The 22668-nt window shown below is 69.4% G+C and carries 20 protein-coding genes and 1 pseudogene; 18 read left to right on the top strand and 3 right to left on the bottom strand.

What is annotated here, in order from left to right:
• Positions 1-57: 57 nt before the first annotated feature.
• The 5 genes from OPF83_RS15910 (at position 58) to OPF83_RS15890 (ending at position 4905) form a co-directional block, all read left to right on the top strand.
• Positions 58-885 (top strand): hypothetical protein, encoded by an 828-nt coding sequence (locus tag OPF83_RS15910; RefSeq protein WP_264888602.1) that lies wholly within the window; start codon positions 58-60, stop codon positions 883-885.
• Between the two features lie 159 nt (positions 886-1044).
• Positions 1045-2292: a formate-dependent phosphoribosylglycinamide formyltransferase gene (gene purT / locus OPF83_RS15905; protein WP_264888601.1), complete on the top strand. Its 1248-nt coding sequence runs from the start codon at positions 1045-1047 to the stop codon at positions 2290-2292.
• A complete protein-coding gene (locus OPF83_RS15900) occupies positions 2293-2862 on the top strand; it encodes a DUF1648 domain-containing protein (RefSeq protein ID WP_264888600.1) in 570 nt (189 codons plus the stop codon).
• Between the two features lie 239 nt (positions 2863-3101).
• Positions 3102-3440: a hypothetical protein gene (locus OPF83_RS15895; RefSeq protein WP_264888599.1), complete on the top strand. Its 339-nt coding sequence runs from the start codon at positions 3102-3104 to the stop codon at positions 3438-3440.
• Complete coding sequence (locus tag OPF83_RS15890) at positions 3418-4905, top strand: alpha/beta hydrolase family protein (RefSeq protein WP_264888598.1); 1488 nt, start codon at positions 3418-3420, stop codon at positions 4903-4905. Before OPF83_RS15895 ends, OPF83_RS15890 begins: the two co-directional genes overlap by 23 nt.
• On the opposite strand, the gene OPF83_RS15885 is transcribed toward OPF83_RS15890, so the two are convergent.
• Positions 4886-6442 carry an FAD-dependent oxidoreductase gene (locus tag OPF83_RS15885; RefSeq protein WP_264888597.1) on the bottom strand — a complete coding sequence of 519 codons (1557 nt, stop codon included), beginning with the start codon at positions 6440-6442 and terminating at the stop codon, positions 4886-4888. The two genes, OPF83_RS15890 and OPF83_RS15885, sit on opposite strands and share 20 nt — an antisense overlap.
• A gap of 79 nt (positions 6443-6521) precedes the next feature.
• On the opposite strand from OPF83_RS15885, the gene OPF83_RS15880 reads away from it, so the two are divergent.
• The 3 genes from OPF83_RS15880 to OPF83_RS15870 all read left to right on the top strand — a co-directional run bounded on the left by OPF83_RS15880 (position 6522) and on the right by OPF83_RS15870 (position 9367).
• Positions 6522-6938, top strand: a complete 417-nt coding sequence (locus OPF83_RS15880; RefSeq protein WP_264888611.1) for a rhodanese-like domain-containing protein — start codon at positions 6522-6524, stop codon at positions 6936-6938.
• A gap of 135 nt (positions 6939-7073) precedes the next feature.
• Positions 7074-8279 (top strand): O-succinylhomoserine sulfhydrylase, encoded by a 1206-nt coding sequence (locus OPF83_RS15875; RefSeq protein WP_264888596.1) that lies wholly within the window; start codon positions 7074-7076, stop codon positions 8277-8279.
• A gap of 5 nt (positions 8280-8284) precedes the next feature.
• Positions 8285-9367 carry a hypothetical protein gene (locus OPF83_RS15870; protein ID WP_264888594.1) on the top strand — a complete coding sequence of 361 codons (1083 nt, stop codon included), beginning with the start codon at positions 8285-8287 and terminating at the stop codon, positions 9365-9367.
• A gap of 10 nt (positions 9368-9377) precedes the next feature.
• Here OPF83_RS15870 and OPF83_RS15865 read toward each other — a convergent pair whose 3' ends face one another.
• Positions 9378-10031, bottom strand: coding sequence for a hypothetical protein (locus OPF83_RS15865; RefSeq protein WP_264888593.1), 654 nt, complete (start codon positions 10029-10031; stop codon positions 9378-9380).
• Positions 10032-10259: 228 nt separating this feature from the next.
• On the bottom strand, positions 10260-10634 hold the full coding sequence (locus OPF83_RS15860) for a hypothetical protein (RefSeq protein WP_264888591.1): 375 nt from the start codon (positions 10632-10634) through the stop codon (positions 10260-10262).
• Positions 10635-10743: 109 nt separating this feature from the next.
• Here OPF83_RS15860 and OPF83_RS15855 point away from each other — a divergent pair.
• From OPF83_RS15855 to OPF83_RS15810, 10 genes and pseudogenes are all read left to right on the top strand, one after another.
• A pseudogene (locus tag OPF83_RS15855) lies at positions 10744-10929 on the top strand (transposase); the annotation flags it as partial.
• Between the two features lie 314 nt (positions 10930-11243).
• The gene (fgd, locus tag OPF83_RS15850; protein ID WP_264888590.1) at positions 11244-12263 is read left to right on the top strand and encodes a glucose-6-phosphate dehydrogenase (coenzyme-F420); all 1020 of its coding nucleotides are present in this window, start codon (positions 11244-11246) and stop codon (positions 12261-12263) included.
• Positions 12260-12898, top strand: coding sequence for a suppressor of fused domain protein (locus OPF83_RS15845; protein WP_264888589.1), 639 nt, complete (start codon positions 12260-12262; stop codon positions 12896-12898). The genes fgd and OPF83_RS15845 overlap by 4 nt, the downstream gene beginning before the upstream one ends.
• A 47-nt stretch (positions 12899-12945) precedes the next feature.
• Positions 12946-13449 carry a methylated-DNA--[protein]-cysteine S-methyltransferase gene (locus OPF83_RS15840; RefSeq protein WP_264888587.1) on the top strand — a complete coding sequence of 168 codons (504 nt, stop codon included), beginning with the start codon at positions 12946-12948 and terminating at the stop codon, positions 13447-13449.
• A gap of 138 nt (positions 13450-13587) precedes the next feature.
• Positions 13588-14925: an ergothioneine biosynthesis protein EgtB gene (egtB, locus tag OPF83_RS15835; RefSeq protein WP_264888586.1), complete on the top strand. Its 1338-nt coding sequence runs from the start codon at positions 13588-13590 to the stop codon at positions 14923-14925.
• Positions 14922-15932, top strand: a complete 1011-nt coding sequence (gene egtD / locus OPF83_RS15830) for an L-histidine N(alpha)-methyltransferase (protein WP_264888585.1) — start codon at positions 14922-14924, stop codon at positions 15930-15932. Before egtB ends, egtD begins: the two co-directional genes overlap by 4 nt.
• A 195-nt stretch (positions 15933-16127) precedes the next feature.
• Positions 16128-17408, top strand: a complete 1281-nt coding sequence (locus tag OPF83_RS15825) for an HNH endonuclease signature motif containing protein (protein ID WP_264888584.1) — start codon at positions 16128-16130, stop codon at positions 17406-17408.
• A gap of 232 nt (positions 17409-17640) precedes the next feature.
• Complete coding sequence (pta, locus tag OPF83_RS15820) at positions 17641-19884, top strand: phosphate acetyltransferase (RefSeq protein ID WP_375546283.1); 2244 nt, start codon at positions 17641-17643, stop codon at positions 19882-19884.
• Positions 19881-21089 (top strand): acetate/propionate family kinase, encoded by a 1209-nt coding sequence (locus OPF83_RS15815; RefSeq protein ID WP_264888582.1) that lies wholly within the window; start codon positions 19881-19883, stop codon positions 21087-21089. The genes pta and OPF83_RS15815 overlap by 4 nt, the downstream gene beginning before the upstream one ends.
• A gap of 227 nt (positions 21090-21316) precedes the next feature.
• On the top strand, positions 21317-22621 hold the full coding sequence (locus OPF83_RS15810) for a hypothetical protein (protein ID WP_264888581.1): 1305 nt from the start codon (positions 21317-21319) through the stop codon (positions 22619-22621).
• The last annotated feature ends 47 nt before the right edge of the window (positions 22622-22668 follow it).

The raw sequence follows: 22668 nt of genomic DNA, 5'->3' as shown, positions 1-22668 counted from the left end.
CCGGAATTATCACCGCAGTCGGAGGGCGGTGATACCCCCTCGGAGCAAGGAGTTTTCATGCTTTCTCGCAGGCGTGTTCTGGCAGGAGTCTCGGCAGTGGCCCTGGCCGCCGGAACCACCCTCACCGGAGCCGGCCTCGCCTCGGCACAGGACGACGCTGAGGAGTCAACAGGTTCACTGTCCAGCAGTGCGATCGACCTCGATGAGACGGCTGCGGATCTCGCCCTGGCCGCCGAGGCGCTCAACGGACCGGTCCAGGTGTCGGGAAATGACACCGGTGGACCGACCGTGACCTACACGAACGATTCCGAACGCGCCGAGTCCTGCGTCGGCTTTACGATTCCCTACACCACCATTGACGAGCAGGGGATCGACCCCAATGCTCTCGACCTGTCAGACCTCTACGGGGCGATCGCCGTCATCCAGGGCATCGAGAATGCCGGAGGTGTGGCGCTCCTGTACGGCAACGACGCGGGCGAGCCCGTCTCGGTCAATGATCCGGATCCCGTCGACAACGGTGCCGTGGTCGGTGTCGTGGTCCCGCTCCTGGGTGCACTGAACGAGGACGGTGTCGTTCCCGGAACCGTTGCCGTAGATGCCGGAGAGTCAGTCGAGTGGGTCGCGGCCGGACCGGAGGAGCCGGCGGCCGGAGTGGTTCTCTGCATTCCGGATGACGCCACCGATCGCCTCGGTGAGCTCGGAATCAGCTTCGGCATCGACCCCCAGGTCGTCGCGGATCAGATCAACGGAAAGATCCCGGGTGGCTCGGTTGAACCGGTGACCGCCGGGTCGATCTCCGGCGGCAGCGTCGAGATGGGCGCCACCGCGCTCGGCTTGCTCGCCGGCGGCGACGAGGAGGAGCCCCCGGTCGAGCCCGCTGAGTGAGCTGACCACCGGGCGCTGAACTGATCGCCCGGCTCTGATCTGACGTCTCGGATCAGTCACACCGCCCGACCCCGGCGGACCCGCACCCCACGGCGCGGAGTCCGACCGGGGTCGTCGGCTGCAGTGGGACCGGCCGCAGGATCCATTAGCCTGGTGCCCATGACCAGCGCGCATGACCCACTGGCCCCGCCCACCACGGAGCGCTTCGGCACGCCCGGTACGTCCACCGCCACGCGCGTGATGCTGCTCGGTTCCGGTGAGCTGGGGAAAGAGGTCACCATCGCGCTGCAGCGCCTGGGGGTGGAGGTGGTCGCCGTGGACCGCTATGACGGCGCCCCGGCCCACCAGGTCGCGCACCGTTCGCACACGATCGACATGACCGACTCCGGCGAGGTCCGTCGGGTCGTGGAGCTGGAGCGTCCGCAGGTGATCCTGCCGGAGATCGAGGCCATCGCCACCGCCGCGCTGAGGGAGATCGAGGCCGAGGGGCTGGCCCGGGTGGTGCCCACCGCGAGGGCCGTGCAGCTGACCATGGACCGCGAGGGCATCCGCCGTCTCGCCGCCGAGGAGCTCGGCCTGCCCACGAGCCGCTACGCGTTCGCCTCGTCGCTGGAGGAGCTCCGGGACGCGTGCGAGGCGATCGGCTATCCGTGCCTGGTCAAGCCCACCATGTCGTCGTCGGGCAAAGGACAGTCGTCCCTCGACGGTCCCGATGATCTCGAGGCGGCCTGGAACTACGCGCAGTCGGGCGCGCGCGTCGCGGGCGCGCGCGTGATCGTGGAATCGTTCGTCGATTTCGAGTACGAGATCACCCTCCTCACCGTTCGCAGCGTCGATCCCGAGACCGGCCGGATCCGCACGGACTTCTGCGAGCCGATCGGGCACCTCCAGTCGCGCGGTGACTACATCGAGTCGTGGCAGCCGCAGGCCATGACGCAGGACGCGTACGACTCGGCGCGGTCGGTCGCGGCGCGGATCACTGGGGCGCTCGGGGGTGTCGGTGTGTTTGGCGTGGAGCTCTTCGTCAAGGGCGTCGATGTGTACTTCTCCGAGGTCAGCCCCCGGCCGCACGACACGGGTCTGGTGACGCTGGGGAGTCAGGTGCTCAGTGAGTTCGAGATGCACGCCCGTGCGGTGCTGGGGCTGCCGGTAGTCACGACCCTGTCCAGTCCGGGTGCGTCCGCGGTCATCTACGGCGGTACAGGTGTAGAGGACGGTGCGGAGGGCGTGGGGTTCCGTGGGGTGGCCGCCGCGCTGGCGGTGCCCGAGACCGACCTCCGACTGTTCGGGAAGCCGTCGGCCGGTCGGTACCGCCGCATGGGCGTGGCCGTGTCCACCGCGGAGGATGTTGAGACCGCGCGGGAGCGTGCCAGGACCGCCGCCGCGCACGTCACCGTGGTGGAGTAGATGACGACGACGACGCCGAGTTCGCCCGCCGAGGACGCCCGCGGTCTGCCCCGCGAGCCGACCGCGCGGTGGATTCTCGTGCTGATCGCGGGTCTGACGATCATCTGGCTGGCGGTGCTGGCCTGGCAGGTCGCGGTGTTGCCCGACCGGGTGGCGACGCACTTCGGCGCGGGCGGGGAGCCCGACGGATGGTCGAGCAAGGGCGGTGCGGTGGCCTTCTCGGTACTGATGCCGTTGGTCGTGGTCTACCCGATGCCGCTCATGTCGCTTCTCGCGCTCAGGTGGCCGCAGTCGATCAACGTGCCTAACCGCGACTGGTGGGTGGCGACCGGTCCGCGGCTCCGGCGGTTCGAGCGGTTGCTGCGGGAAGACATGTGGCTCATCGCCGCTGCGACGTTGTTCGTGCTCATCGCAGCCGACGTGGGTATCACTCAGACGGCGGTTTCCGGTGACGGTGCCCTGCCGGTGGCCTACATCGCGGTGCCGCTGGTGCTGATGTTTGCCGCGATCGGCGTGGTGATCGCGCGGATGATGGGCAGCCGCTACGCCGAGCAGCCCGATCTCGGCTGATCGGAGCTTCCCCGATATTAGTCCGCGTCGACTGTCGGGGTCCTTTTGCGGCCCTGACCTCTGTGTATGTAGTCGCCGGTGTGTCGTCGGGCCGACGGCTGTGGATGGTCGTCGCTCGGTTCCACAGCCCCCTTTTCGACGGGCTTTTCAGGCACGGCCGTCTCCTAGCGTGATTCTCCGATCGGACCCGAATGAGGGACGGAGCGGCTCGCATCTGGGTCGGGAGGGGAGCAGGGCTCATGGAGGATCACTCATCGATCGTGTCGGTCGCCCAGGCGGTGGTGGCGACCGCCGCCGGTCGGGTTCGTGAGGCAGGCGGTACGGCGTCGGCGGAAGCAGTCGAGCTTGTCCGCGCGCTCGAGGACGCCTCGGCCGCGGCGTCGGGGTGGGCTGGTGTCGGACCCGCACCTCTGCTCAGTGGACCCGCACTGGCGGAGTGCGCGGCGTTGTTGGCCCGCCGCGCACGCGACCTGGCCGCCGAGATCGACCGGATAGCCGAGGACATGGTGGGCTCCGCCGGCTACCTCGGTGCCGTTGATCGGGAGGTGGCGGGTCGTGTCACCGGCGCTGCAAGCTGATGCGCTGGCCATCGCGATCGATCACGCGGAGGCACGCGCGGCGGTGGTCGGTCGCGGACTCACTGAGGTGGCCGACGATCTGGACAGTGCCTCCCGGACGCTTTCTGCCCACCCGACCGACGGCGGGTGGGCAGGCAGGACCGGTGCCCGGGCGCGCCTCGCGGCAACGGACGCGGCGGCCGAATCCCGGATGATCGCCGGTGCGTGCCTGTTCCTGTCCGATGTCCTGCGCGTGGAAGGGGCAGGACTGGCGCGGGCCGTGGTCTCCTGGGCCGACGACGACACCGCCCGGCCCGGCTCAGGCGACCTCGCAGCACTCACCGACGCGGACCACGCGCTGACCCTGCGACTGCGCGAGGCAGCGGATGCGCTGGCCGGCGCCGCAGACCCCGACACCAGACCGTGTCTCGATCTTGCAGCAAGCACCGGCGACGACCCGCGGAGGACCGCCACCCTGTGGCACTCGCTGGGCCCCGTCGACCGGGAGCGTCTCGCCCGAGACCACCCGGACCTGGGATCGGTGGCGGGACTGTCCTCGGCGACACGTGATGCGATCAACCGGACTCGTCTGCGCCGGCTCCTCGATGCACCTGGGCTCGGTCCCGATCCACAGTCCGGGGACACTGAGGGAGTCGATGCTCGGACGGGCCTGGCCGCACTGTTTACCTACCTGGACGCCGATCCCGATCGGCACCTGCTCAGCGTTCACCCTGATGGCCGGGCTGTGGTCGCGAGCGGGAATCCCGATTCGGCGGATCGTGTTGTGACGCTGGTGCCCGGAACGGGGTCATCGCTGCGGACACTCGAGCGGACCGGCGCTCGTGCGGATGCGATGTGTGAGGCGGCCGCGGCGGGCGAATCGGGCGAATCGGGCGCGCCGGCCGAGGCGGCCGAACCGACCACTCCGGTCGACGCGTGCGTAGCCGTGGCGTGGCAGGGCTACGACGCGCCGGACACGATCCCCGAGGCCGGCTGGTCAGTGGCCCCTGCGAGTGCACACGCTGACGACCTGCGGACCTTCGCCGCCGGCGTGGACGCGGTCGAGTCGATGGACGGTCATGATGCTCCGCATGCCGTGGTGGGCTACAGCTACGGATCGGCGACGCTCGGAGCAGCGGCGTCGGATCCGGCCGGACTGGCAGCGGACCGGATGATTCACGTCGGAAGTCCCGGCGCGGCGGCTAGTTCGCTCGACGAGCAGTGGGTGGACGACGCTGGCGCGGCGCGCCGCGCGGACCCCGACGAGGTGGTGGGAGTGGCGAGCCGCTGGGATCCGGTGCCGTGGTATTCGATCATCGGAGTGCTCGGCGAGCGGCCGGGAACCGACGGTTTCGGCGGCATCGCGGTGGATGTGACCGAGCCGGATGCCGGCCCCGGCTCGATCGGCGAGGCACACTCCCGCTACTTCGACCGCGGCACGGTGTCGCTCGAGGAGATCGGCCGGATCATTGCTGACACCGACTGAGACCGCCGGCGACGTCTATCATCGCCGCGCGGTTCGGCAGCTTCGTGCGCTCGCGGCCGGCTGCCTCGCCGAGGCCCTTCTCGTGCTCGTCGATGGCCAACCACGCCGGACCGTCCACCACCTCGACACCGCGCTCGAGGAGCAGCTCGCGCACGGCTTGCGGGTCGCCGTCGGCGGGATCGGGCAGTGTGCCCGCGGCGAGATCCTCCGTCAGATGACCGACGGTCTCCACGGCGCACGAGCGGTTGGTGCCGATCACACCGGTCGGTCCGCGCTTGACCCAGCCAGCGGTGAACAGGCCAGGGATCGGGTCGCCCCCGGGAGAGTCCAGCACGCGGCCCTCGTCGTGGGGAATCGTTGCGGTCCGGTCGGCGAACGGCACGCCCTCGAGCGAAGACGACCGGTAGCCCACGGCACGGAACACGGCGTCGACCGGCAGGTCCTCGGTGCGGCCGGTGCCGCGGACCCCGCCGTCGGCGGTGGGCTCGGTGATCTCGAGTCGAAGCGCGGTTACCCGGGCGTCTGCACCGGCCTCGCCTGCACCGCCGTCCGTCTCGCTGTCTGATCTGCCGCCGGCCCCGGCCTCGCCTCCGCCGACGATCTCGACCGGCGCCCGGTTGAAGCGGAATCGCACGACCTTGTCGCCGGCGGCCAGTGCGGCGGCCTCTGCCTCGTCGGCGGTCGCGAGACCGGCATCGCGCTGGGCTCCGGCCCACTTCTCCAACTGCGCACAGACCTGGCCGACGCGGCGATCGGACTCACGCAACTCGCGAGCGGCGCGGGAACCGGCGGACTGCGCGGGAGTGTCTGTGTTGTCGTCGTCGTAGTCCAGGTCGTCGGGGTCCACCACCACGGTGACCCCCTCGATCTTGGCCATCTCCCGCAGTTCCAGGGGCGTGAACTTGGCGTACACCGGCCCGCGCCGACCCACCACCGACACTATCTGCGCGGTGTTCCCGGCGAAGCCCTCGCGCACGTGCTCGGGGATATCTGTCGCCTCCAACTGCTCCGGGGTGCGCACCAGCATGCGCGCCACGTCGAGCGCCACGTTGCCCACCCCCACCACGGCGGCACGGCGGGCGGTGAGGGGGAAGTCGGGGTCCACGTCGGGGTGGCCGTCGTACCAGGTCACGAACTCGGCCGCGCCGAACGATCCCGCCAGGTCCTCGCCCGGGATCCCCATGGTGCGGTCGGTGAGCGCGCCGGTGGCGAACACCACGGCGTGGTACAGCCGTCGCACATCGGCGAGGGTCAGATCGGTCCCGAATTCCACGTTGCCCAGGAAACGGATCCGCGGGTCCTGCGCGATGCCCTCGAGCGTCCGGGCGATCCCCTTGATACGGGGGTGATCGGGCGCCACACCGTGACGGAGGAGGCCGTACGGCACGGGCAGGCGGTCGATCAGATCCACGACCACGCCGCGCCCGGACTCGTCGTGGGAATCGCTCCACTCCAGCAGTGCCTCGCTGGCGTAGACACCGGCCGGCCCGGACCCGATCACGGCCACTCGGAACGGAGAACCTGAGGGGTGCGTCATACCCGGATCGTCGCACAGATCCGGACGCCGGGTACCTCGACCAGACCGAATTGTCGGGGGAGGAGCATAATCAATGACCATGAGCGACTACGCCGGGGACCTCGCACCCCACCAGGCCTGGGACCTGCTCGCCTCGAACCCGGACGCCACGCTGGTCGACGTGCGCACCAGCGCCGAGTGGCAGTGGGTCGGTGCGGCTGACCTGTCCGAACTGGGACGGCGGGCGATCGGGATCGAGTGGGTGACCTCCGCGGGCGAGCCCAACCCGCGGTTCGTGGAGCACCTCGCCGAGGCCGGGGTCGACCCGGACGCGCCGGTGCTGTTCCTGTGCCGCTCCGGTGGTAGGTCGGCGGCTGCCGCGCAGGTGGCCACCGCCGCCGGGTACCGCACCGCCTACAACGTGGCCGAGGGCTTCGAGGGCGACCCAGACGCGCACGGTCACCGCGGCACGCTCAACGGCTGGAAGGTGGCGGGCCTGGCCTGGCGCCAGACCTGACCGTCGGCGCGGGGTGCCGGGGCGGCGACCGGGACGACGACGACAACGGCACAGCACTAGCGACCACGGCACAGCACCGACGGCGACACAGCACTGACGACCACACAGTATTACTGCGACGAGAGAAAGCAGCGGATGAAGAACAACGAGCTCCCCGACGGACTCCACCCCGACACCCTGGGCGTGCGGGCCGGGCAGATGCGCACCGGTTTCGAAGAGACCGCGGAGCCGATGTTCCTCAACTCGGGTTACGTGTACTCCTCGGCCGAGGAGGCGGAGGCGTCGTTCAACGGCACCACCGAGCGTTTCGTGTACTCGCGGTACGGCAACCCGACGGTCGCGATGTTCGAGGAGCGGCTGCGGCAGATCGAGGGCGCGGAGGACTGCTTCGCGACGTCCTCGGGCATGTCCGCGGTGTTCGTGGCCCTGGCCGCGCTGTGTGGCAAGGGCTCGCGCCTGGTGGCCTCGCGGGCGCTGTTCGGCTCGTGTTTCGTGATCTGCGACGATATCCTGCCCCGCTGGGGCGTGGAGACCGTGTTCGTCGACGGCACGGACCTCGACGCCTGGCGAGAGGCGCTGAGCGAGCCCACCGACGCGGTGTTCTTCGAGACCCCCTCCAACCCCATGCAGGAGCTCGTCGACGTGCGCGCCGTGTGCGAACTCGCGCACGCCGCGGGAGCCCAGGTCGTGGTGGACAACGTCTTTGCCACGTGCATGCACCAGAAGCCGCTCGAGCTGGGCGCCGACGTGGTGGTGTACTCCACCACCAAGCACATCGACGGTCAGGGCCGCGTGCTCGGCGGCGCCGTGCTGGGCACCGAGGAGTTCATCTCCGGCCCGGTCAAGCACCTCATGCGGCACGCCGGGTTCGGGATGAACGCGTTCAACGCGTGGGTGTTGCTCAAGGGGCTGGAGACCATGGGGCTGCGGCTGGAGCGGATGTCCGCCAACGCGCTGGCCATCGCGGAGTTCCTCGAGTCGCACGACGCCGTGGAGTGGGTCAACTACTCCATGCTGCCCTCGCACCCGCAGCATGAGCTCGCGCGCGCGCAGATGTCCGGCGGCGGCTCGGTGGTGACCTTCGGCCTGTCGACCGAGGGCGTGACCGACGGCGGCAAGCAGCGCTGCTTCGACCTGCAGAACGCGCTGGAGGTCATCGATATCTCCAACAACCTGGGTGATGCCAAGACCCTCATCACCCACCCCGCCACCACCACGCACGCGTCGATGGAGCCCGAGGCCCGCGCGGAGGTGGGGATCGGGGACAACGCGATCCGCCTCTCGGTGGGCCTGGAGCACGTGGGCGATCTGATCGACGACCTCAAGCGCGGTCTGGGCTGATCAACGTGAGTGGGCTCGATCCCCGGATCCGGGTGGCGACGTTGCCGGCTGCGCATCCGGGGGTCGGTCGGCTCACCGCATTTGACGCCGTGGACGCCGCTCCCGGCGACATCCTGCGTGATTCGGGGCCGATCAGCGACGTCGACGTGGCGCACGTGCACCTGGGGCACGACTACTTGTCGGTCAGCGCGGTCGAGCGGGCCATGGCCTCACTGGCCTCCAGCGGGGTGCCGGTGTTGTTGACCGTCCACGACATCCACCATCCCAGCGACCTCGAGGACCCGCAGCTCCTCGACCGCGTCGGTGCGCTGGTCACCGCTGCCGCCCGCGTGGTCACCCTCACCGAGGTGGGCGCGCTGCGGATGTTGGAGCGCTGGGACGTGGCCGCCGCCGTGGTGCCCCATCCGCGGTTGCTGGCCGAGTCAGAGATCTCCACCGCCGTCCGGGCTGCCAAGCATCTGCGCGGCGACGGGCAGCAGCGTGGCGAAGGGCATGGGCCGGTTGTGGGAGTCCTCCTGGAGCGGATGGGCGAGAACATCGAGGGCCCGGAACTGCTCGACAAGCTCGCCCCCGTCCCGACTGGTCGGCAGGACGCGGAGCTGCGGATCCTCGTCGAGTCCCGCTCGTGGCAGGAGGCCGTGGGGGAGGAACCGGGCACCGACGGCGACCCGCTCGTCTCCGAGCTGGCCGCCGAGGGCGACTGGCAGTCCGTGCGGCTGGTCACCTACGAGGCGCTCGACTTGGGGCCGCTGCTCCCCGAGCTCGCCGCGCTGGACGCATGCGTGCTGCCGTACCGCTTCGCCTCGCATTCCACCTGGCTGGAGTTGTGCCGGGATCTGGGCGTGGCCGCGGTGTTCCCGGACGCGGGGTTCCTGGCCGAGCAATGGTTCTCCGGACACGACCCGGCGCTGTTCGGCGGCCAGGCCTACAACCCGATGGATCCGGTCGCCGTGGCGCGGAGCGTGAGTGCGGTGCTCGATCAGCCGAAGCCCGTCCCGCCGCGCACCGAGGCCGCTGCCGCGCAGTCGGTGATGGCCGCGTACGCGCAGCTGTATCGGGAGGTCGCCGCCGCGGGCGCTGCTGGTTGAGTGCTGCTGGCTAGGACTCGGCGTCGGCCGAGGTGTCCGAGCGCGTGATCTCGAGCGGCCACGCGAGCGTCAGCACCGAATCCGGTGCCGGGGAGTCGACGGCGAGGCTCAGTTCCAGGCAGACACTCATCGGGGCTCCGGCGGTGGTCTGGGTGCCTGCCGGCAGGACCAGCGGCTCGTCGACGGTCGCGGCATCGATCGGTGCCGGAACGGTCGGGTCACCCTGGAGGATGCCGGATGTCACTCCGGGAGTGCCGGGCGTGAATGTGGGCTCGGCGCAGGCTCCGCTCGTGGCGGCGACGGCGCGGATCTTCACGTCCGCGGCGGTCGCGGGATTGCCGTCGACAAGGACGCCCTCGCCGATCTCGACCAGTGCATCGGACGTCGAGTCGATGCTCGTGCGCAGAGTAAGGGGCTGGTAGGCGGGCTTGTCGCGCAGGGCGGCGGTGTCCACTCGGACGGGGAAGTGCCCACCGGAGGAATTGATGGGTGCGGTCCAGGTGGTACCGAAGTCGGTGGACGCCTGGACGGACCACGCGGAGGAGCGGAGTTCGGAGTCGCGCAGGTCCTGTTCGTGGTCCTGGACGACCATGGACGCGCCGAGTGCACACGCGGAGGCGGCGCCGAGGGCGACCAGGGTGCTGGCCGCGTGTCGGATACGCATGGTGCCTCCGAGGGTGGTGCTGTGTCAGTCGCCGGTCCGGCGGTGCGGGGCCATGTGTGTGGGGCTGGATGTGTGGTGGTCCCGCGGGTGGCGACTTCGTCGTCTACTGTATTGCCGATTGTGCCCGAATCGTTACATCCAGGCCCGGTGAGTGGCGGTTCTCACCGGCTGGGGTGGGGGTGAGGTGCACCGACGGGTGGGCCGTGGTGGGACGGGTGAGGTGCAGGGTCATCGGATGTAGACCACTGTCCCGGTGCGTTGGTTGATGGCGGCCCAGCGCCAGCCGTCCCGGTCCGGGTCGGTGGAGGCGTGGGTCGCCCAGGTGGTGGAGGGGGTGCCGCCGCCGAGCCAGGTCGCCAGTGCGAGGGCGCCGGCGCGGGCGTCGGTGGGAACTGTGTCGCCGTCGACGACGACGACGTCGAGTTCCTCATCCCCCACCGTGATGGTCTCCACGTCTTCGGTTCGCGCGCCGGCGTCCAGGGTTCCGGGGTCGCGGGGGATCACGATCTCCGGTGCGGCGGTCGAGGTGGAGGTGGTCGGCTGCGGGGTGGCCTGCGCCGACGTTGCTTGCACCGACGTGGACGGCGGCAGGTTTGTCGACACCGAGGTGGGCTGGCTGCTCGGTGGGGTCGGCACGCTCGTCGTTGTGGACGCCTGCGTGGTCGGGGTCCATCCCGTCGCCGTTGGTGTGGCCGAAGTGCTGCTGGCGATCGGATTGCTGCGCCAGTACTTCCCGAAGGGCACCGACCTCTCCCGCTGGACCGCAGAAGACCTTGCAGCCGTCGCGCACGCCCTCAACACACGGCCACGAAAGACGCTTGGGTGGCGAACTCCCGCCGAAGCCCTTGACGATCATCTACAGTCACTACAAACGTCAAGTGTTGCGACGACCGATTGAATTCACCTGTGGCCAGATCTAGTGATGCGGCACACAGAGAACTGTGACAGAGAAATCATCAAGTGGGAAGAATTTCACCGCAGTTGGATCGTTGATCGCGCTCGAATGTTTGTGGCCACCCTTTTTCGGGTAGACGGTCGCGCGGCGGCGCGAGGTGGCCGCTCAGGTTCGACACATGTGGATTCGGCTCACCCATGGTCGTGGGGGTGTGGCGTCGAGTCCGCCCAGCCGTGTCCGATCCCGCTGGCATACTCAGCCCAGTGCCCGCGCGGGTGGCGTGACGCCACCCGCGCCCATACCCGAAGGAGCAATTCATGCCCGACACCCCGCCGCTGAAGCTCGGCTACAAGGCCTCCGCCGAGCAGTTCGGTCCCCGCGACCTCGTCGAGTACGCGGTGCTGGCCGAGCAGGCGGGCATGGACTCGGCGACCGTCTCCGACCATTTCCAGCCGTGGCGTCACGACGGCGGTCATGCACCTTTCTCACTGTCGTGGATGACAGCGGTGGGTGAGCGCACCGAGCGACTGCAGCTCGGTACCTCGGTACTCACGCCGACCTTTCGCTACAACCCCGCCGTGCTCGCCCAGGCCTTTGCCACCATGGCGTGCCTGTACCCGAACCGCATCTTCCTGGGCGTGGGCACGGGGGAGGCGCTCAACGAGATCGCCACCGGTCACCAGGGGGAGTGGCCGGAGTTCAAGGAGCGCTTCGCCCGCCTGCGCGAATCGGTCCGTTTGATGCGCGACCTGTGGACCGGCGAGACCACCAGCTTCGAGGGCGACTACTACGCCACCAAGGATGCCTTCCTCTACGACGTCCCATCCGGCGGAGTGCCCGTGTACATCGCCGCCGGCGGCCCGGTGGTGGCCAAGTACGCCGGCCGTGTGGGCGACGGATTCATCTGCACCTCCGGCAAGGGCATGGAGCTCTACACCGACAAACTGCTGCCGGCCGTCGAGGAGGGCGCGGGGATCAACAAGCGGGACTCGTCGCAGATCGACCGGATGATCGAGATCAAGATCAGCTACGATCCCGACCCGGCCGCAGCGCTGGAGAACTGCCGCTTCTGGGCGCCACTGTCGCTGACCCCCGAGCAGAAGCACTCTGTCGACTCGCCTCGCGAGATGGAGCGCCTGGCCGACGAGCTGCCCATCGAGCAGGTCGCCAAGCGGTGGATCGTCGCCTCCGATCCGGACGACGCCGTGGAGCAGGTCAAGCAGTACGTCGACGCGGGCCTCAACCATCTCGTCTTCCACGCCCCCGGCCACGACCAAAAGCGCTTCCTCGACCTGTTCAAAACCGACCTCGAACCGCGACTGCGAGCACTTGCATGAGCACCGAAGACACCAGCCCCGCCCCCGATCAGTCCGATCTCGCCGGCCTTGAGGGGATTCTCGTCGGCAAGGAGTCCGTCCGAGTCCTGCGCTACCCGCACGAGACTGAGCCGGACGAGGAGGGCAACACCACCGAGTGGCACCTCGACCTGGTGATCGTCGACGAGATGCCAGGGCCCGGGTTCTCCACCTACGCCACGGTCGGGGCGCGCGAGCTCCCCACCAATGTCACCACGCCCGAGGGGCGACAGATCCGCAGCGAGTTCGTGATCGTCGGCCGTACCGGACATCGCGCGATGGCCGATGTGCTCGATGCCTGTGCGCTCGCGGTGGCCACGGGATCGATCCACGTCGCGCCGGGCGCGGTGATCCCGAACGCCGTGGGGCTGGTCGATTCGGGCCGGACGTGTGAGCACCTGGTCCTGTGCCCGCCGTTCCTGTGGCCTGAGCTCGAGGTGGTCGATGAGTCCGGCGGCGAGGACGGCACGGGTCCGTTGGTCACCCGCCTGCAGGCCGTGCCGATCACCACCGCAGAGATGTCCTTCCTGGTCAAGGAGGGGCCGGACGCACTGTTCGAGAAGCTCGACAGCGCCGACGCCGACGTGACCAACCCCGACCGGCCCAGCGTCGTCTGAGTCGGGACAGGGGAGAGTCGGGACGGGGGTCGTACGTGCTGGTGCGCGTGATAGACACCGTCGCCGGACGGTTCGTCGTGGAGGCCTCCGCGCGCGGGATCGTGGGGATCGACCGCGTCGGTGAGGACGTGGTGGTAGGTGACGTGCCCGGCGGCAGCACCGACGAGGCGGCCGTTCATCTCGACCTCCTCGCTGACCATCTCGCCGGATACCTGGCGGGGACCCGGCGCAGCGTTGACGTGCCGCTGGACCTCGAGGCGGCCGGCGTGCACGACGAGTTCGCCAGCGAGGTGTACCGCGAGATCCAGGACATCCCGTACGGCGAGACCTCCAGCTACGGGCAGGTCAGCATCGATGCAGGTCGACCCCGGAACGCCCGTCGCGTCGGCAGGTTGTGCAGCCTCGTGCCGGCGCCGTTCATCATTCCCGTGCACCGGGTCATCCGCGCCGACGGCGGTCTGGGCACCTGCCCCGAGTACCGGCTCCAGTTGATCGAGCACGAGCGCCGCAACGTCCAGGCCGGTCGGCCGGTGGCGTTCCCGCAGCGGTAGAGCGACCTGAGGCGTGAGCCGCGGACACTCCGGTAGCCGCGCGAACTCTCAGCCGCAACCGGTGTGACGCACCCCGAGGTGTGGTTACGGTGTTGATCACAGAGACGGCCCACCGACCACCACCAGTACGGGGAGTTCATGACAGCCGAAACCGTGTCCGACGCGCACAGCACCCGGAGCGCAACCGAGAAGTTCCTCCACGTCCGCGACCTGACCGACCTGCTGGCCTCGCGGTTGAGCCCCGAGGACCAGATCCCGCAGTCCATGACCGCGGCCAGTCCCGCCGCCTGGCACCGCGCACACACGACCTGGTTCTTCGAGGAGTTCGTGCTCTCGCGGGTGCCCGGATACGAGGCGCCCGAGCCGATGTTCAGGTTCCTGTTCAACTCGTACTACGAGGCTGTCGGACCGCGGCAGCCCCGGACGGACCGCGGCCTCATCACGCGCCCGTCGGTCACGGAGATCGGCGACTTCCGGGCCCGCGTCGACGAGGCCGTGGTAACCGCACTCGAGGCGGGACGGATCGACGAGCGCGGGCTCGAGCTACTTGAGTTGGGCTGCCATCACGAGCAGCAGCACCAGGAACTGCTCCTGGCGGACATCAAGCACCTGTTCTCCCACAATCCGACGGATCCCGTCTATGTTGCCCGCGAGGCCGACCCGGCAGCGGTGACGCATGGGGAGACGGGGTGGGTCGTCGTCGTCGACGGGATCGCGCAGGTCGGCGCCGAGGGCGACGGCACCACCGGCGCCGACCACCGCACCACCGGCGCCGACCACCGGACCACCGGCTTCTCCTACGACAACGAGCGACCCCGCCACCGCGTGTGGATTCCCGGCGGCGAGGTGGCCACACGCCAGGTCACGGTGGGCGAGTGGAAACAGTTCATGGCCGACGGCGGCTACTCGCGCCCCGAACTGTGGCTCTCCGACGGCTGGGCCACCGTGCAGGCCGAGGGCTGGGACGCCCCCGGCTACTGGCGACACGAGGGCGAGGACGGTGCCGACCGGCCACCCGGGGCCGCTGACCCCGGAGCCGAGTGGACCACCTTCACGCTCAGCGGACGGCGACCGGTGGTCGACGACGAGCCCGTGATCCACGTGTCCTTCTACGAGGCCGACGCCTACGCGCGCTGGGCCGGCGGACGGCTGCCGACCGAATTCGAGTGGGAGGTCGCCGCCGCCGACTGGGAGGTGCGTGACGAGCTCGACCCGGCGCGATGTCACCCGCGGGCGGTCGCCGAGAGCACGTACGGCGGCGTGTGGGAGTGGACGTCCAGTGCCTACCTGCCGTACCCAGGCTTCGTCACCGAGGACGGGGCGGCCGGCGAGTACAACGGCAAGTTCATGTCCGACCAGCACGTCCTTCGCGGCGGCAGCGCCCTGACCCCCGCCGGCCACACGCGGCGCACGTACCGGAACTTCTACCCCGCCGCATCGCGCTGGGCGGCCGCTGGACTGAGGCTCGCGCGGTGACGCGGGCACGCGAGGACACTGGCGCCGACCTGCACGCGGATGATGCCGCGGCGCTCGAGGCCGACCTGCTCGCCGGCTTCTTCGACGACCCGCCCACCGTGCCGCCGCGGTGGTTCTACGACGAGAAGGGCAGCCGGCTGTTCGACCGGATCACCCGGCTCGCCGAGTACTACCCGACGCGGGCCGAGGCGGAAATCCTGCGCGCGCACGCGGCCGCGATCGTCGGCGACTCCACCACGCTCGTCGAGCTTGGGGCCGGGACGAGCGAGAAGACCCGGGTGTTGCTGGACGTGCTGGCGGGTCGGGATGGGGGCGGCGTCACTGGGAACGGTGTCGCCGGGGGCGGCCCCTGCACCTACGTGCCCGTGGACATCAGCACCGAGATGCTCGCCGAGTCGTCGCGGGCACTCGCCCACGACTATCCGGGGCTGCGGATCGAGCCGGTGGTCGGCGACTTCGTGGCGCTCGACGGCCCTCTCCCCGGGGAACCCGGACAGCGACTGGTGCTGTTCCTCGGCGGGACGATCGGCAACTTCACCGAGGACCAGCGCGCGGAGTTCTTCGCCATGCTCCGCCGCATCGCCTCTCCCGGCGACCGCATCGCGGCGGGTTTCGACCTGGTCAAGAGCCCGGAGCGGTTGGTCGCGGCCTACGACGACGCCGAGGGCGTCACCGCCGAGTTCAACCTCAACATGCTCGACGTGATCGCCGCGACCGTCCCCTGCTCCGGCCTCCACCGCGATAATTTCCGTCACGAGGCGGTGTGGAACGAGCAGTGCAGTCGGATCGAGATGTGGCTGCGGGCCGTCCGTGACGTGCGGATCGACTTCCCGAGCCTCGACCTCGCCCGGACCCTTGCGGCGGGCGACGGCATCCGCACCGAGATCGCGCGGAAGTTCCGGATCGACGACCTGGTCGACGAGGTGTCCGGGCACGGGTTCGCAGGGCCGGGTGTGTGGACGGATCCGGCCGGGGACTTCGGGATGGTCGTCGCCGTCGTCGAATAGTCCTCGCCCCGGGGGCTCGACGGCGCACCGTGGTTCCCGACGTCTCCACGTCCCTGGGGCGTCTCCCTGCCGCCTCGGCGGTCCTGGCCGCGCTGGTCCCGGCCTCGACGACTACGACGACGACAACCCACCCTGAACTGCAACGATAGTGGCACTGACGAGTCGATGTCGTATGTGTGTTCTATCGTGTGGGGCATGACGCAGGAGATGACCGACATCGACCCGCAGGCCATGTTCGTGGCCTCGCTCGATGACGCGCTCGTCTTTCTGGAGGCGGCCGTCGCGACGTTGGTCTCGATCGATCTCGAGGGGGTCGAGGCGGACGAACTGGCTGATGCGGTGATGCGGACGGAGGTCGCGGACAGGCGGCTCGAGGCGGCGGGATCGCGGGCTACGGCTGAGCTCGCGGCGCTGCACGCGCTGAAGGGTCGTCGTCCCGGCGGAGTGGCCGCGATGCTGGCCGAGAAGCTGGGGCTCGCCAGGGGAGTGATGCACGGTCGCATCGAAGCCGGTGGACGCCAGGCCACCCCGGCCGGCCGGGCGATGGTGCGCGGCGAGATCACCTCGGAGCACGAGCGGATCATCGCCAAGGCTGTGAACGGCCTGCCGGGAACCACGGGCGGCGCCGCCGTGGTGGCGTTCACCGAGGAACTCACCGAGTTCGCCCGCACCGCCGCACCTGCGGACCTGCGCGCCGAGGCCGCCCGGCGGGTCGCCGCGCTCTGCCCAAGTAAGGGCCGCGACAGGGACGAGCATCAGGAGCGGCAGCGGTCCGCTCGACTCGGGGCGGTCCGGGCGGACGGCACCAGCACCCTCACCATGACTCTCACCGCCCGCGCGCGGGCGGTGGTGCAGCGGGCACTGGCGGACTTCGGCGGACCCGGCGGCGCGGTCGGATGCGAGCCCGGGTCCGACGATCGGACCCCTGAGCAGCGGGCGCACGACGCGCTCGTGCACCAGTGGGCCCTGGGTACGACTGTCGACCCGAGCCGGCCCAAGGGGCTGGCCTCCATCGTGATCCGGATGAACTCCGTCGAGCTCGACGATCCCACGGCTCTGGTCCACACAGATTCCGGCACCCAGCTCAGCGTGCGCCAGGCCGTCTCCATGGCCGGCGGTATGCCCTGGTTCGTCTCGCTTCTGCGCGACGGGTGCGAGGAGCTGCACCGGATCGACGTGGACGCCCACCCCGAACACCGGATCGCCTCCGCACTGCAGAGGCTGGTCCTCTACGCGGCCCACGGAGGGTGCACCTTCCCCGGATGCACCGTCCCGGCCAGGCGAAGTCAGTTCCACCACGTGAGGGAATGGTCACGAGGCGGTCCCACGACCGTCGTGAACGGGGCACTCGCCTGTCCGGTGCACCACGGATTCGTCGGTGACGGGCCGTCGAGCTGGAAGACCATCGTCAACCCGGACAGTCCCGGCCTGTGCACATGGCTACCACCGGGAACCGACCGGCTCACCGATGCCTGACCAGCGGACACTCACGTGATTCGGCGTTCGCCGTGCGCTTTTGCCGTGCGCTCTTTCCGGGGATCGACGTGCGGCGAGGGGGTGTGATCGGGCGATGGGCAGGGTCGGACACGACGTGCGCGGTCGCCGGCGCTGTAACAATGGCACCGTGCCCGAATCTCGTCAGACCAATTCCGTCACGACCACTCCCGCCGACGCCGGTACCGGTGCTGCCGATCCAGAGGCCGACGCCCTGGCGATCCCCGGACCGTCGAGCGCCGCGCCGCTCTCGTCCTCGGCTGTCTACGTTGCCGCACCCGAGGGCAACACGGGCAAGTCGACCATCGCGCTGGGGCTGCTTCGGTTGCTCGCCGGCACCGTTCAGCGGGTCGGCGTCTTCCGGCCGGTGACACTCGCCCCGCGCGACGGTGACGAGCCGGTCCGGGACCGGATCGTGGACATGCTGCTCCAGCACACGACGGTGGACCTTGAATACGAGGACTGCATCGGGGTGACCAACGCGCGCGTCCACGAGGACCGCGATGCGGCACTCACGGAGATCGTCGACCGGTACCACGAGGTGGCACGGCAGTGCGACGTCGTGGTGATCGTCGGAACTGACTACACGGGAGTGCCCAGCCCCGCCGAGTTCGACTTCAACGCCGCTCTCGCCGTGAATCTCGGCGCCCCGGTCCTGTTGGTACTGCGCGGAGCGGACCGGACGCCCGACGAGATCGTCACCAATGCCCGGCTGACGCTGGACGAGCTTCGCGCCGACCATGCCCATCCTGTCGGCGTGGTGGTCAACCAGTGCGACGACGACCACATCGACCAGATCGTCGCCGAGCTCGAGGCCATCGACGTACCGACGTGGACCCTGCCCCACAAGGCCCTGCTCACCGCGCCCACGATGGGCGAGCTCGTCGACGCCGTCGACGGCACCCTCTATTCAGGCGACCCAGCTCTGCTCGACCGCGAGGCCCTGGCGGTGATGGTCGGCGGCATGACCGGCGACCGGATCCTCGAGCGGCTGGTCGACGGCATGGTGGTGATCGTCCCCGCCGACCGTACGGACGCGGTGCTCGCGATCCTGGGCGCTCACGTCGCCGAGGGCTTCCCGTCGCTGGCGGGGATGATCTGGAACGGCGGGGTCCGGCCGAACGAGGCCGTGGACAGGCTCGTGCGCGGTATGCGGTCGACACTGCCGATCATTACCACTGATCACGGTACCTATGACACCGCCCGTCTGGCCGCCGAGACGAAGGGCCGCGTCTATTCCGGTTCCGGTCGCAAGGTCGAGACGGCGCTGAGTCTCATGGAGATGCACGTCGACACCGACGAACTCCTCGCCAGGCTGCGGGTCGACACCCCGAACGTCATGACCCCGCAGATGTTCGAGTACCAGCTACTCGAGCGGGCGCGCGCCGATCGCCAGCACATCGTCCTGCCTGAGGGAGACGACGACCGGATTCTCCACGCCGCCGGACGCCTGTTGCGTCGCGAGGTCGCGGACCTGACGATCCTCGGTGAGCCGGAGGCGATCAGTCGCCGGGCCGTCGAACTGGGCATCAACCTTGACGGCGCCCAGTTGCTGGACCCGCGCACGAGCGGGCACGCCGAGCGGTTCGCCGAGGAGTACGCCGAGCTGCGCAAGCACAAAGGCATGACGATGGACGTCGCCCGCGATCGGATCCTGGACATCTCCTACTTCGCTACGATGATGGTCCACACCGGGCTCGCCGACGGCATGGTCTCCGGAGCGGCGCACACTACCGCGCACACCATCCGGCCCGCGCTGGAGATCATTCGCACCCGCCCGGGCGTCGAGACGGTGTCGAGCGTGTTCCTCATGTGCCTCGCCGACCAGGTCCTGGCTTTCGGCGACTGCGCCGTCGTCCCGGATCCTTCCGCGGAGCAGCTCGCCGACATCGCCCTCTCCTCAGCCGAGACCGCCGCACGCTTCGGCATCGATCCCCGGGTGGCACTGCTGTCCTATTCCACCGGGGACTCGGGTTCCGGCGCGGACGTCGACAAGGTCCGCGAGGCCACCGAGCTGGTGAAGTCGCGGATCCGGGAGGCGGATGCAGCAGCTGGGGAAGCGGACGCGGGCACCCACAGTGCCGACCCCGCCGCCCACAGCACCGACCCTCACAGTGCCGACCCCGCCGAGGCCGAGTTCTTCGCCGGTCTCGTGGTGGACGGCCCCCTGCAGTTCGACGCCGCCGTCGATCCGACCGTCGCGGCGAAGAAGATGCCCGACTCCCCGGTCGCGGGCAACGCGACGGTGCTGGTCTTCCCGGACCTCAACACGGGCAACAACACCTACAAGGCCGTGCAGCGCACCGCCGGCGCCGTGGCGATCGGCCCGGTCCTGCAGGGCCTGCGCAAGCCGATCAACGACCTCTCCCGCGGCGCGCTGGTCGAGGACATCGTCAACACGGTCGCCATCACGGCTGTCCAGGCGCAGGGCGCCCCCTCGAAGGGATCCGCCGAATGACTCGCGTACTGATCATCAACTCGGGGTCCTCCTCGCTCAAGTTGCAGATCCTCGACACCGCCGTCGAGGAGGAGTTGGCGTGGGCCCTGGTCGAGCGGATCGGCGAGCCGAGCGGCATCCTCACCGTCCGCCGGACGGACCTGACGGGGATGCCGGCGGAGGAGCGCACCGAAAAGCCGACCATCGAGGACCACACCGCGGCATTGGCGCGTGTCCTGGAACTCGCCGATGAACTGGAGGTGCACCCGACCGATCTGGGTGTCGAGGCGATCGGGCACCGCGTGGTCCACGGCGGCCCCGATTTCCACGAGCCGGTTCTGGTCACGCCGGAAGTCGAAGCGGACATCGAGGAGCTCGAGCTGCTCGCCCCGCTGCACAACCCGGCGAACCTGAGAGGAATCCGTGTAGCGCGTGATCTTCTCCCCGGTCTGCCTCATGTCGCGGTGTTCGACACCGGCTTCTTTCACACCCTGCCCGCCGCCGCCCACACCTACGCGATCGACCGCGAGACGGCCAAGCGGTGGGACCTCCGCCGCTACGGGTTCCACGGCACCAGCCACGAGTTCGTCTCGCACCGCACCGCGGCCGTCCTCGGTCGCCCCCACGGCGAGCTCAACCAGATCGTGCTCCACCTCGGGAACGGGGCGTCGGCGTCGGCGATCGAAGCCGGCCGCGCGGTGGACACCTCCATGGGCCTCACGCCGTTGGAGGGCCTGGTCATGGGCACTCGTCCCGGCGACCTCGATCCGGGTCTGATCATCCACCTCATCCGTGACCGTGGAATGTCGCCGGAAGACGTCTCCACCTTGCTCAACCGCCAGTCGGGGCTGGAGGGACTGTCGGGTGCGCGGGACTTCCGCGAGCTTCTGACCAGGGTTGATGAGGACGACGACGCGGGCCTCGCCTACGACGTCGTGATCCACCGCCTGCGCCGCTATATCGGCGGCTACTGGGCCGTGCTCGGGACAGTCGACGCGATCACCTTTACCGCCGGCGTCGGGGAGAACGTCGCCCGGCTGCGAGCAGATGCCCTGTCGACACTCGGCAGTTGGGGAGTGGAGATCGACGCGGACGCCAACGAGAACGGTTCCGGCGAGCGCGTCATCTCGACGCCGGGCAGTAAGGTCGCAGTGCTCGTCGTGCCCACGGACGAGGAGCTGGCGATCGGCCGGGCATGTGACGACGTGCTGGGACTGGGAGGCTAGCCTCAGGCCGCTTCGTCTCCTGCCCACTTTCGCGAGTTTGACTTTCGTAAGCAGAGATTTAGACATAAGGTGGGCTCGGCCGGGATTCCTCACCCGGCCATGATGAATCGGACGATGGTGATCCAGTCACACTTCCCTCAGAGCTCTGGGTATACCGGCGACCTGAGTGAGCTTCCGCGGGCGCCGGGCATCGCCGTGGGTTGATCCCGCTCGTGCTTGTCCTGGTCGTGACACTCGTGCTCGGTGGGGCCTCGGTCGCGCGAGCCGTCACCGCCCCGCCTCTGGACGCCCACACCGATCTGGAGTTTTCTCTCGACGGCACGACGTGGTCGGATGCGCCGGAGTCTGTGGTCGGCGAGTGGGGCTGCGATCTCGTCGACCCAGCGCCCGTCGTCGATCCCGACGGCGCCATCGGAGAGACGGTCGGAGTCGATCCCTGCGCGACGTCTCCGGGGGAGTTCATCGACCGCACCTACTACGTGCGCAACTCCACCACCACCGGGCGACCGGGGTTGTACGAGGTCGGCATCGGCCAGTTCGAACTGTCCGGTATGGCCGAGTTCGACGTGAGTTCGGTGATCACCGGGGTCACCGGCTCGGATTCCGGCGACGTCACCCTTTTCGGGGCGGACACCGACCAGGCCGCACAGACTCCTGCCCCCGACTCCCGACTTGCGGCGCTGGTGCTGGCACCCGGGGCGAGCGCCAAGGTCGTCGACACCGTTGCGGTTCCCGTCGATCCGCTCAACTACGCGCAGTCTCAGAGCGTCAGCCCGAGGATCTGGGTGTCGTTCTCTGATACCGGTCTCGTCGACACCGACCGCGACGGGCTCCCCGACATCATCGAGGACGAGATCGGGACCGATCCCCTCGACACGCTCAACCCGCTTCCGGGCGGCACCGTGGGATCGCCGTACGGGCCCGAGAACTTCCTGCCGATCACTCCACCGGGGACGGTTCTCGAGGTGGATTCGGACACCCTGCCGCCGGGGATCGGCATCGAGGACGGGGTCCTGTCGGGTACGCCGACGGCGCCCGGCACCTACGACATCGCGCCGGTCATCGTGGGCGGGATCATCGGCATCAGCGTCGTGATCCTGTGGCCCAACCTGGGTTCGCTGTCGGACTCGCTCGGCGGTGGCTCCAGCTCCAGCTCAGGCTCGGACTCCGGCTCCGGTTCGGACTCCAGCTCGGCCCCTGGCTCCGGCGGATCCACCGACTCAACCACCGACTCGACTACTGAGTCGAATACCGAATCCACCACCGAGTCCACCACCGATTCCGGCGGCTCGACTACCGATTCCGGCACCGAGTCGACCACCGGCCAGGTCGCCATCGAGAAGGTGACCTCCCGCGAGGGTTCCCCGTCGGACTCGTGGGCCCGCGCCAATTCGGAGGTCCGGAGCACTCTGCCGACGACCGGTGTCGGTGCGGTGGACCTCCTGCTGTGGGCTCTCACGGCGGCCGCGGCGGGCACCACGCTGATCCTGTTCGCCCGTCGTCGCCGTGCGGCAGGAGACGCTGTGGGCTGACAGTGATGATGTGTGTAGTGGTTCTTCGGGCGGGTCTGACTCACGGA

The sequence above is a fragment of the Dietzia sp. NCCP-2495 genome (genome assembly GCF_026011735.1).
Classification (GTDB): domain Bacteria; phylum Actinomycetota; class Actinomycetes; order Mycobacteriales; family Mycobacteriaceae; genus Dietzia.
The sequence above is the reverse complement of the archived record's forward strand: the minus strand, read 5'-3'. Positions and strand labels throughout refer to the sequence as shown.

Bases quoted from the DNA above. Each gene is read 5' to 3' on its own strand.
- OPF83_RS15865 (WP_264888593.1), bottom strand. From the start codon at position 10,031: ATGCGTATCCGACACGCGGCCAGCACCCTGGTCGCCCTCGGCGCCGCC.
- OPF83_RS15815 (WP_264888582.1), top strand. From the start codon at position 19,881: ATGACTCGCGTACTGATCATCAACTCGGGGTCCTCCTCGCTCAAGTTG.
- OPF83_RS15875 (WP_264888596.1), top strand. From the start codon at position 7,074: ATGAAGAACAACGAGCTCCCCGACGGACTCCACCCCGACACCCTGGGC.
- OPF83_RS15900 (WP_264888600.1), top strand. From the start codon at position 2,293: ATGACGACGACGACGCCGAGTTCGCCCGCCGAGGACGCCCGCGGTCTG.
- fgd (WP_264888590.1), top strand. From the start codon at position 11,244: ATGCCCGACACCCCGCCGCTGAAGCTCGGCTACAAGGCCTCCGCCGAG.
- OPF83_RS15845 (WP_264888589.1), top strand. From the start codon at position 12,260: ATGAGCACCGAAGACACCAGCCCCGCCCCCGATCAGTCCGATCTCGCC.
- OPF83_RS15910 (WP_264888602.1), top strand. From the start codon at position 58: ATGCTTTCTCGCAGGCGTGTTCTGGCAGGAGTCTCGGCAGTGGCCCTG.
- OPF83_RS15895 (WP_264888599.1), top strand. From the start codon at position 3,102: ATGGAGGATCACTCATCGATCGTGTCGGTCGCCCAGGCGGTGGTGGCG.
- OPF83_RS15825 (WP_264888584.1), top strand. From the start codon at position 16,128: ATGACGCAGGAGATGACCGACATCGACCCGCAGGCCATGTTCGTGGCC.
- OPF83_RS15885 (WP_264888597.1), bottom strand. From the start codon at position 6,442: ATGACGCACCCCTCAGGTTCTCCGTTCCGAGTGGCCGTGATCGGGTCC.
- purT (WP_264888601.1), top strand. From the start codon at position 1,045: ATGACCAGCGCGCATGACCCACTGGCCCCGCCCACCACGGAGCGCTTC.
- OPF83_RS15880 (WP_264888611.1), top strand. From the start codon at position 6,522: ATGAGCGACTACGCCGGGGACCTCGCACCCCACCAGGCCTGGGACCTG.
- egtB (WP_264888586.1), top strand. From the start codon at position 13,588: ATGACAGCCGAAACCGTGTCCGACGCGCACAGCACCCGGAGCGCAACC.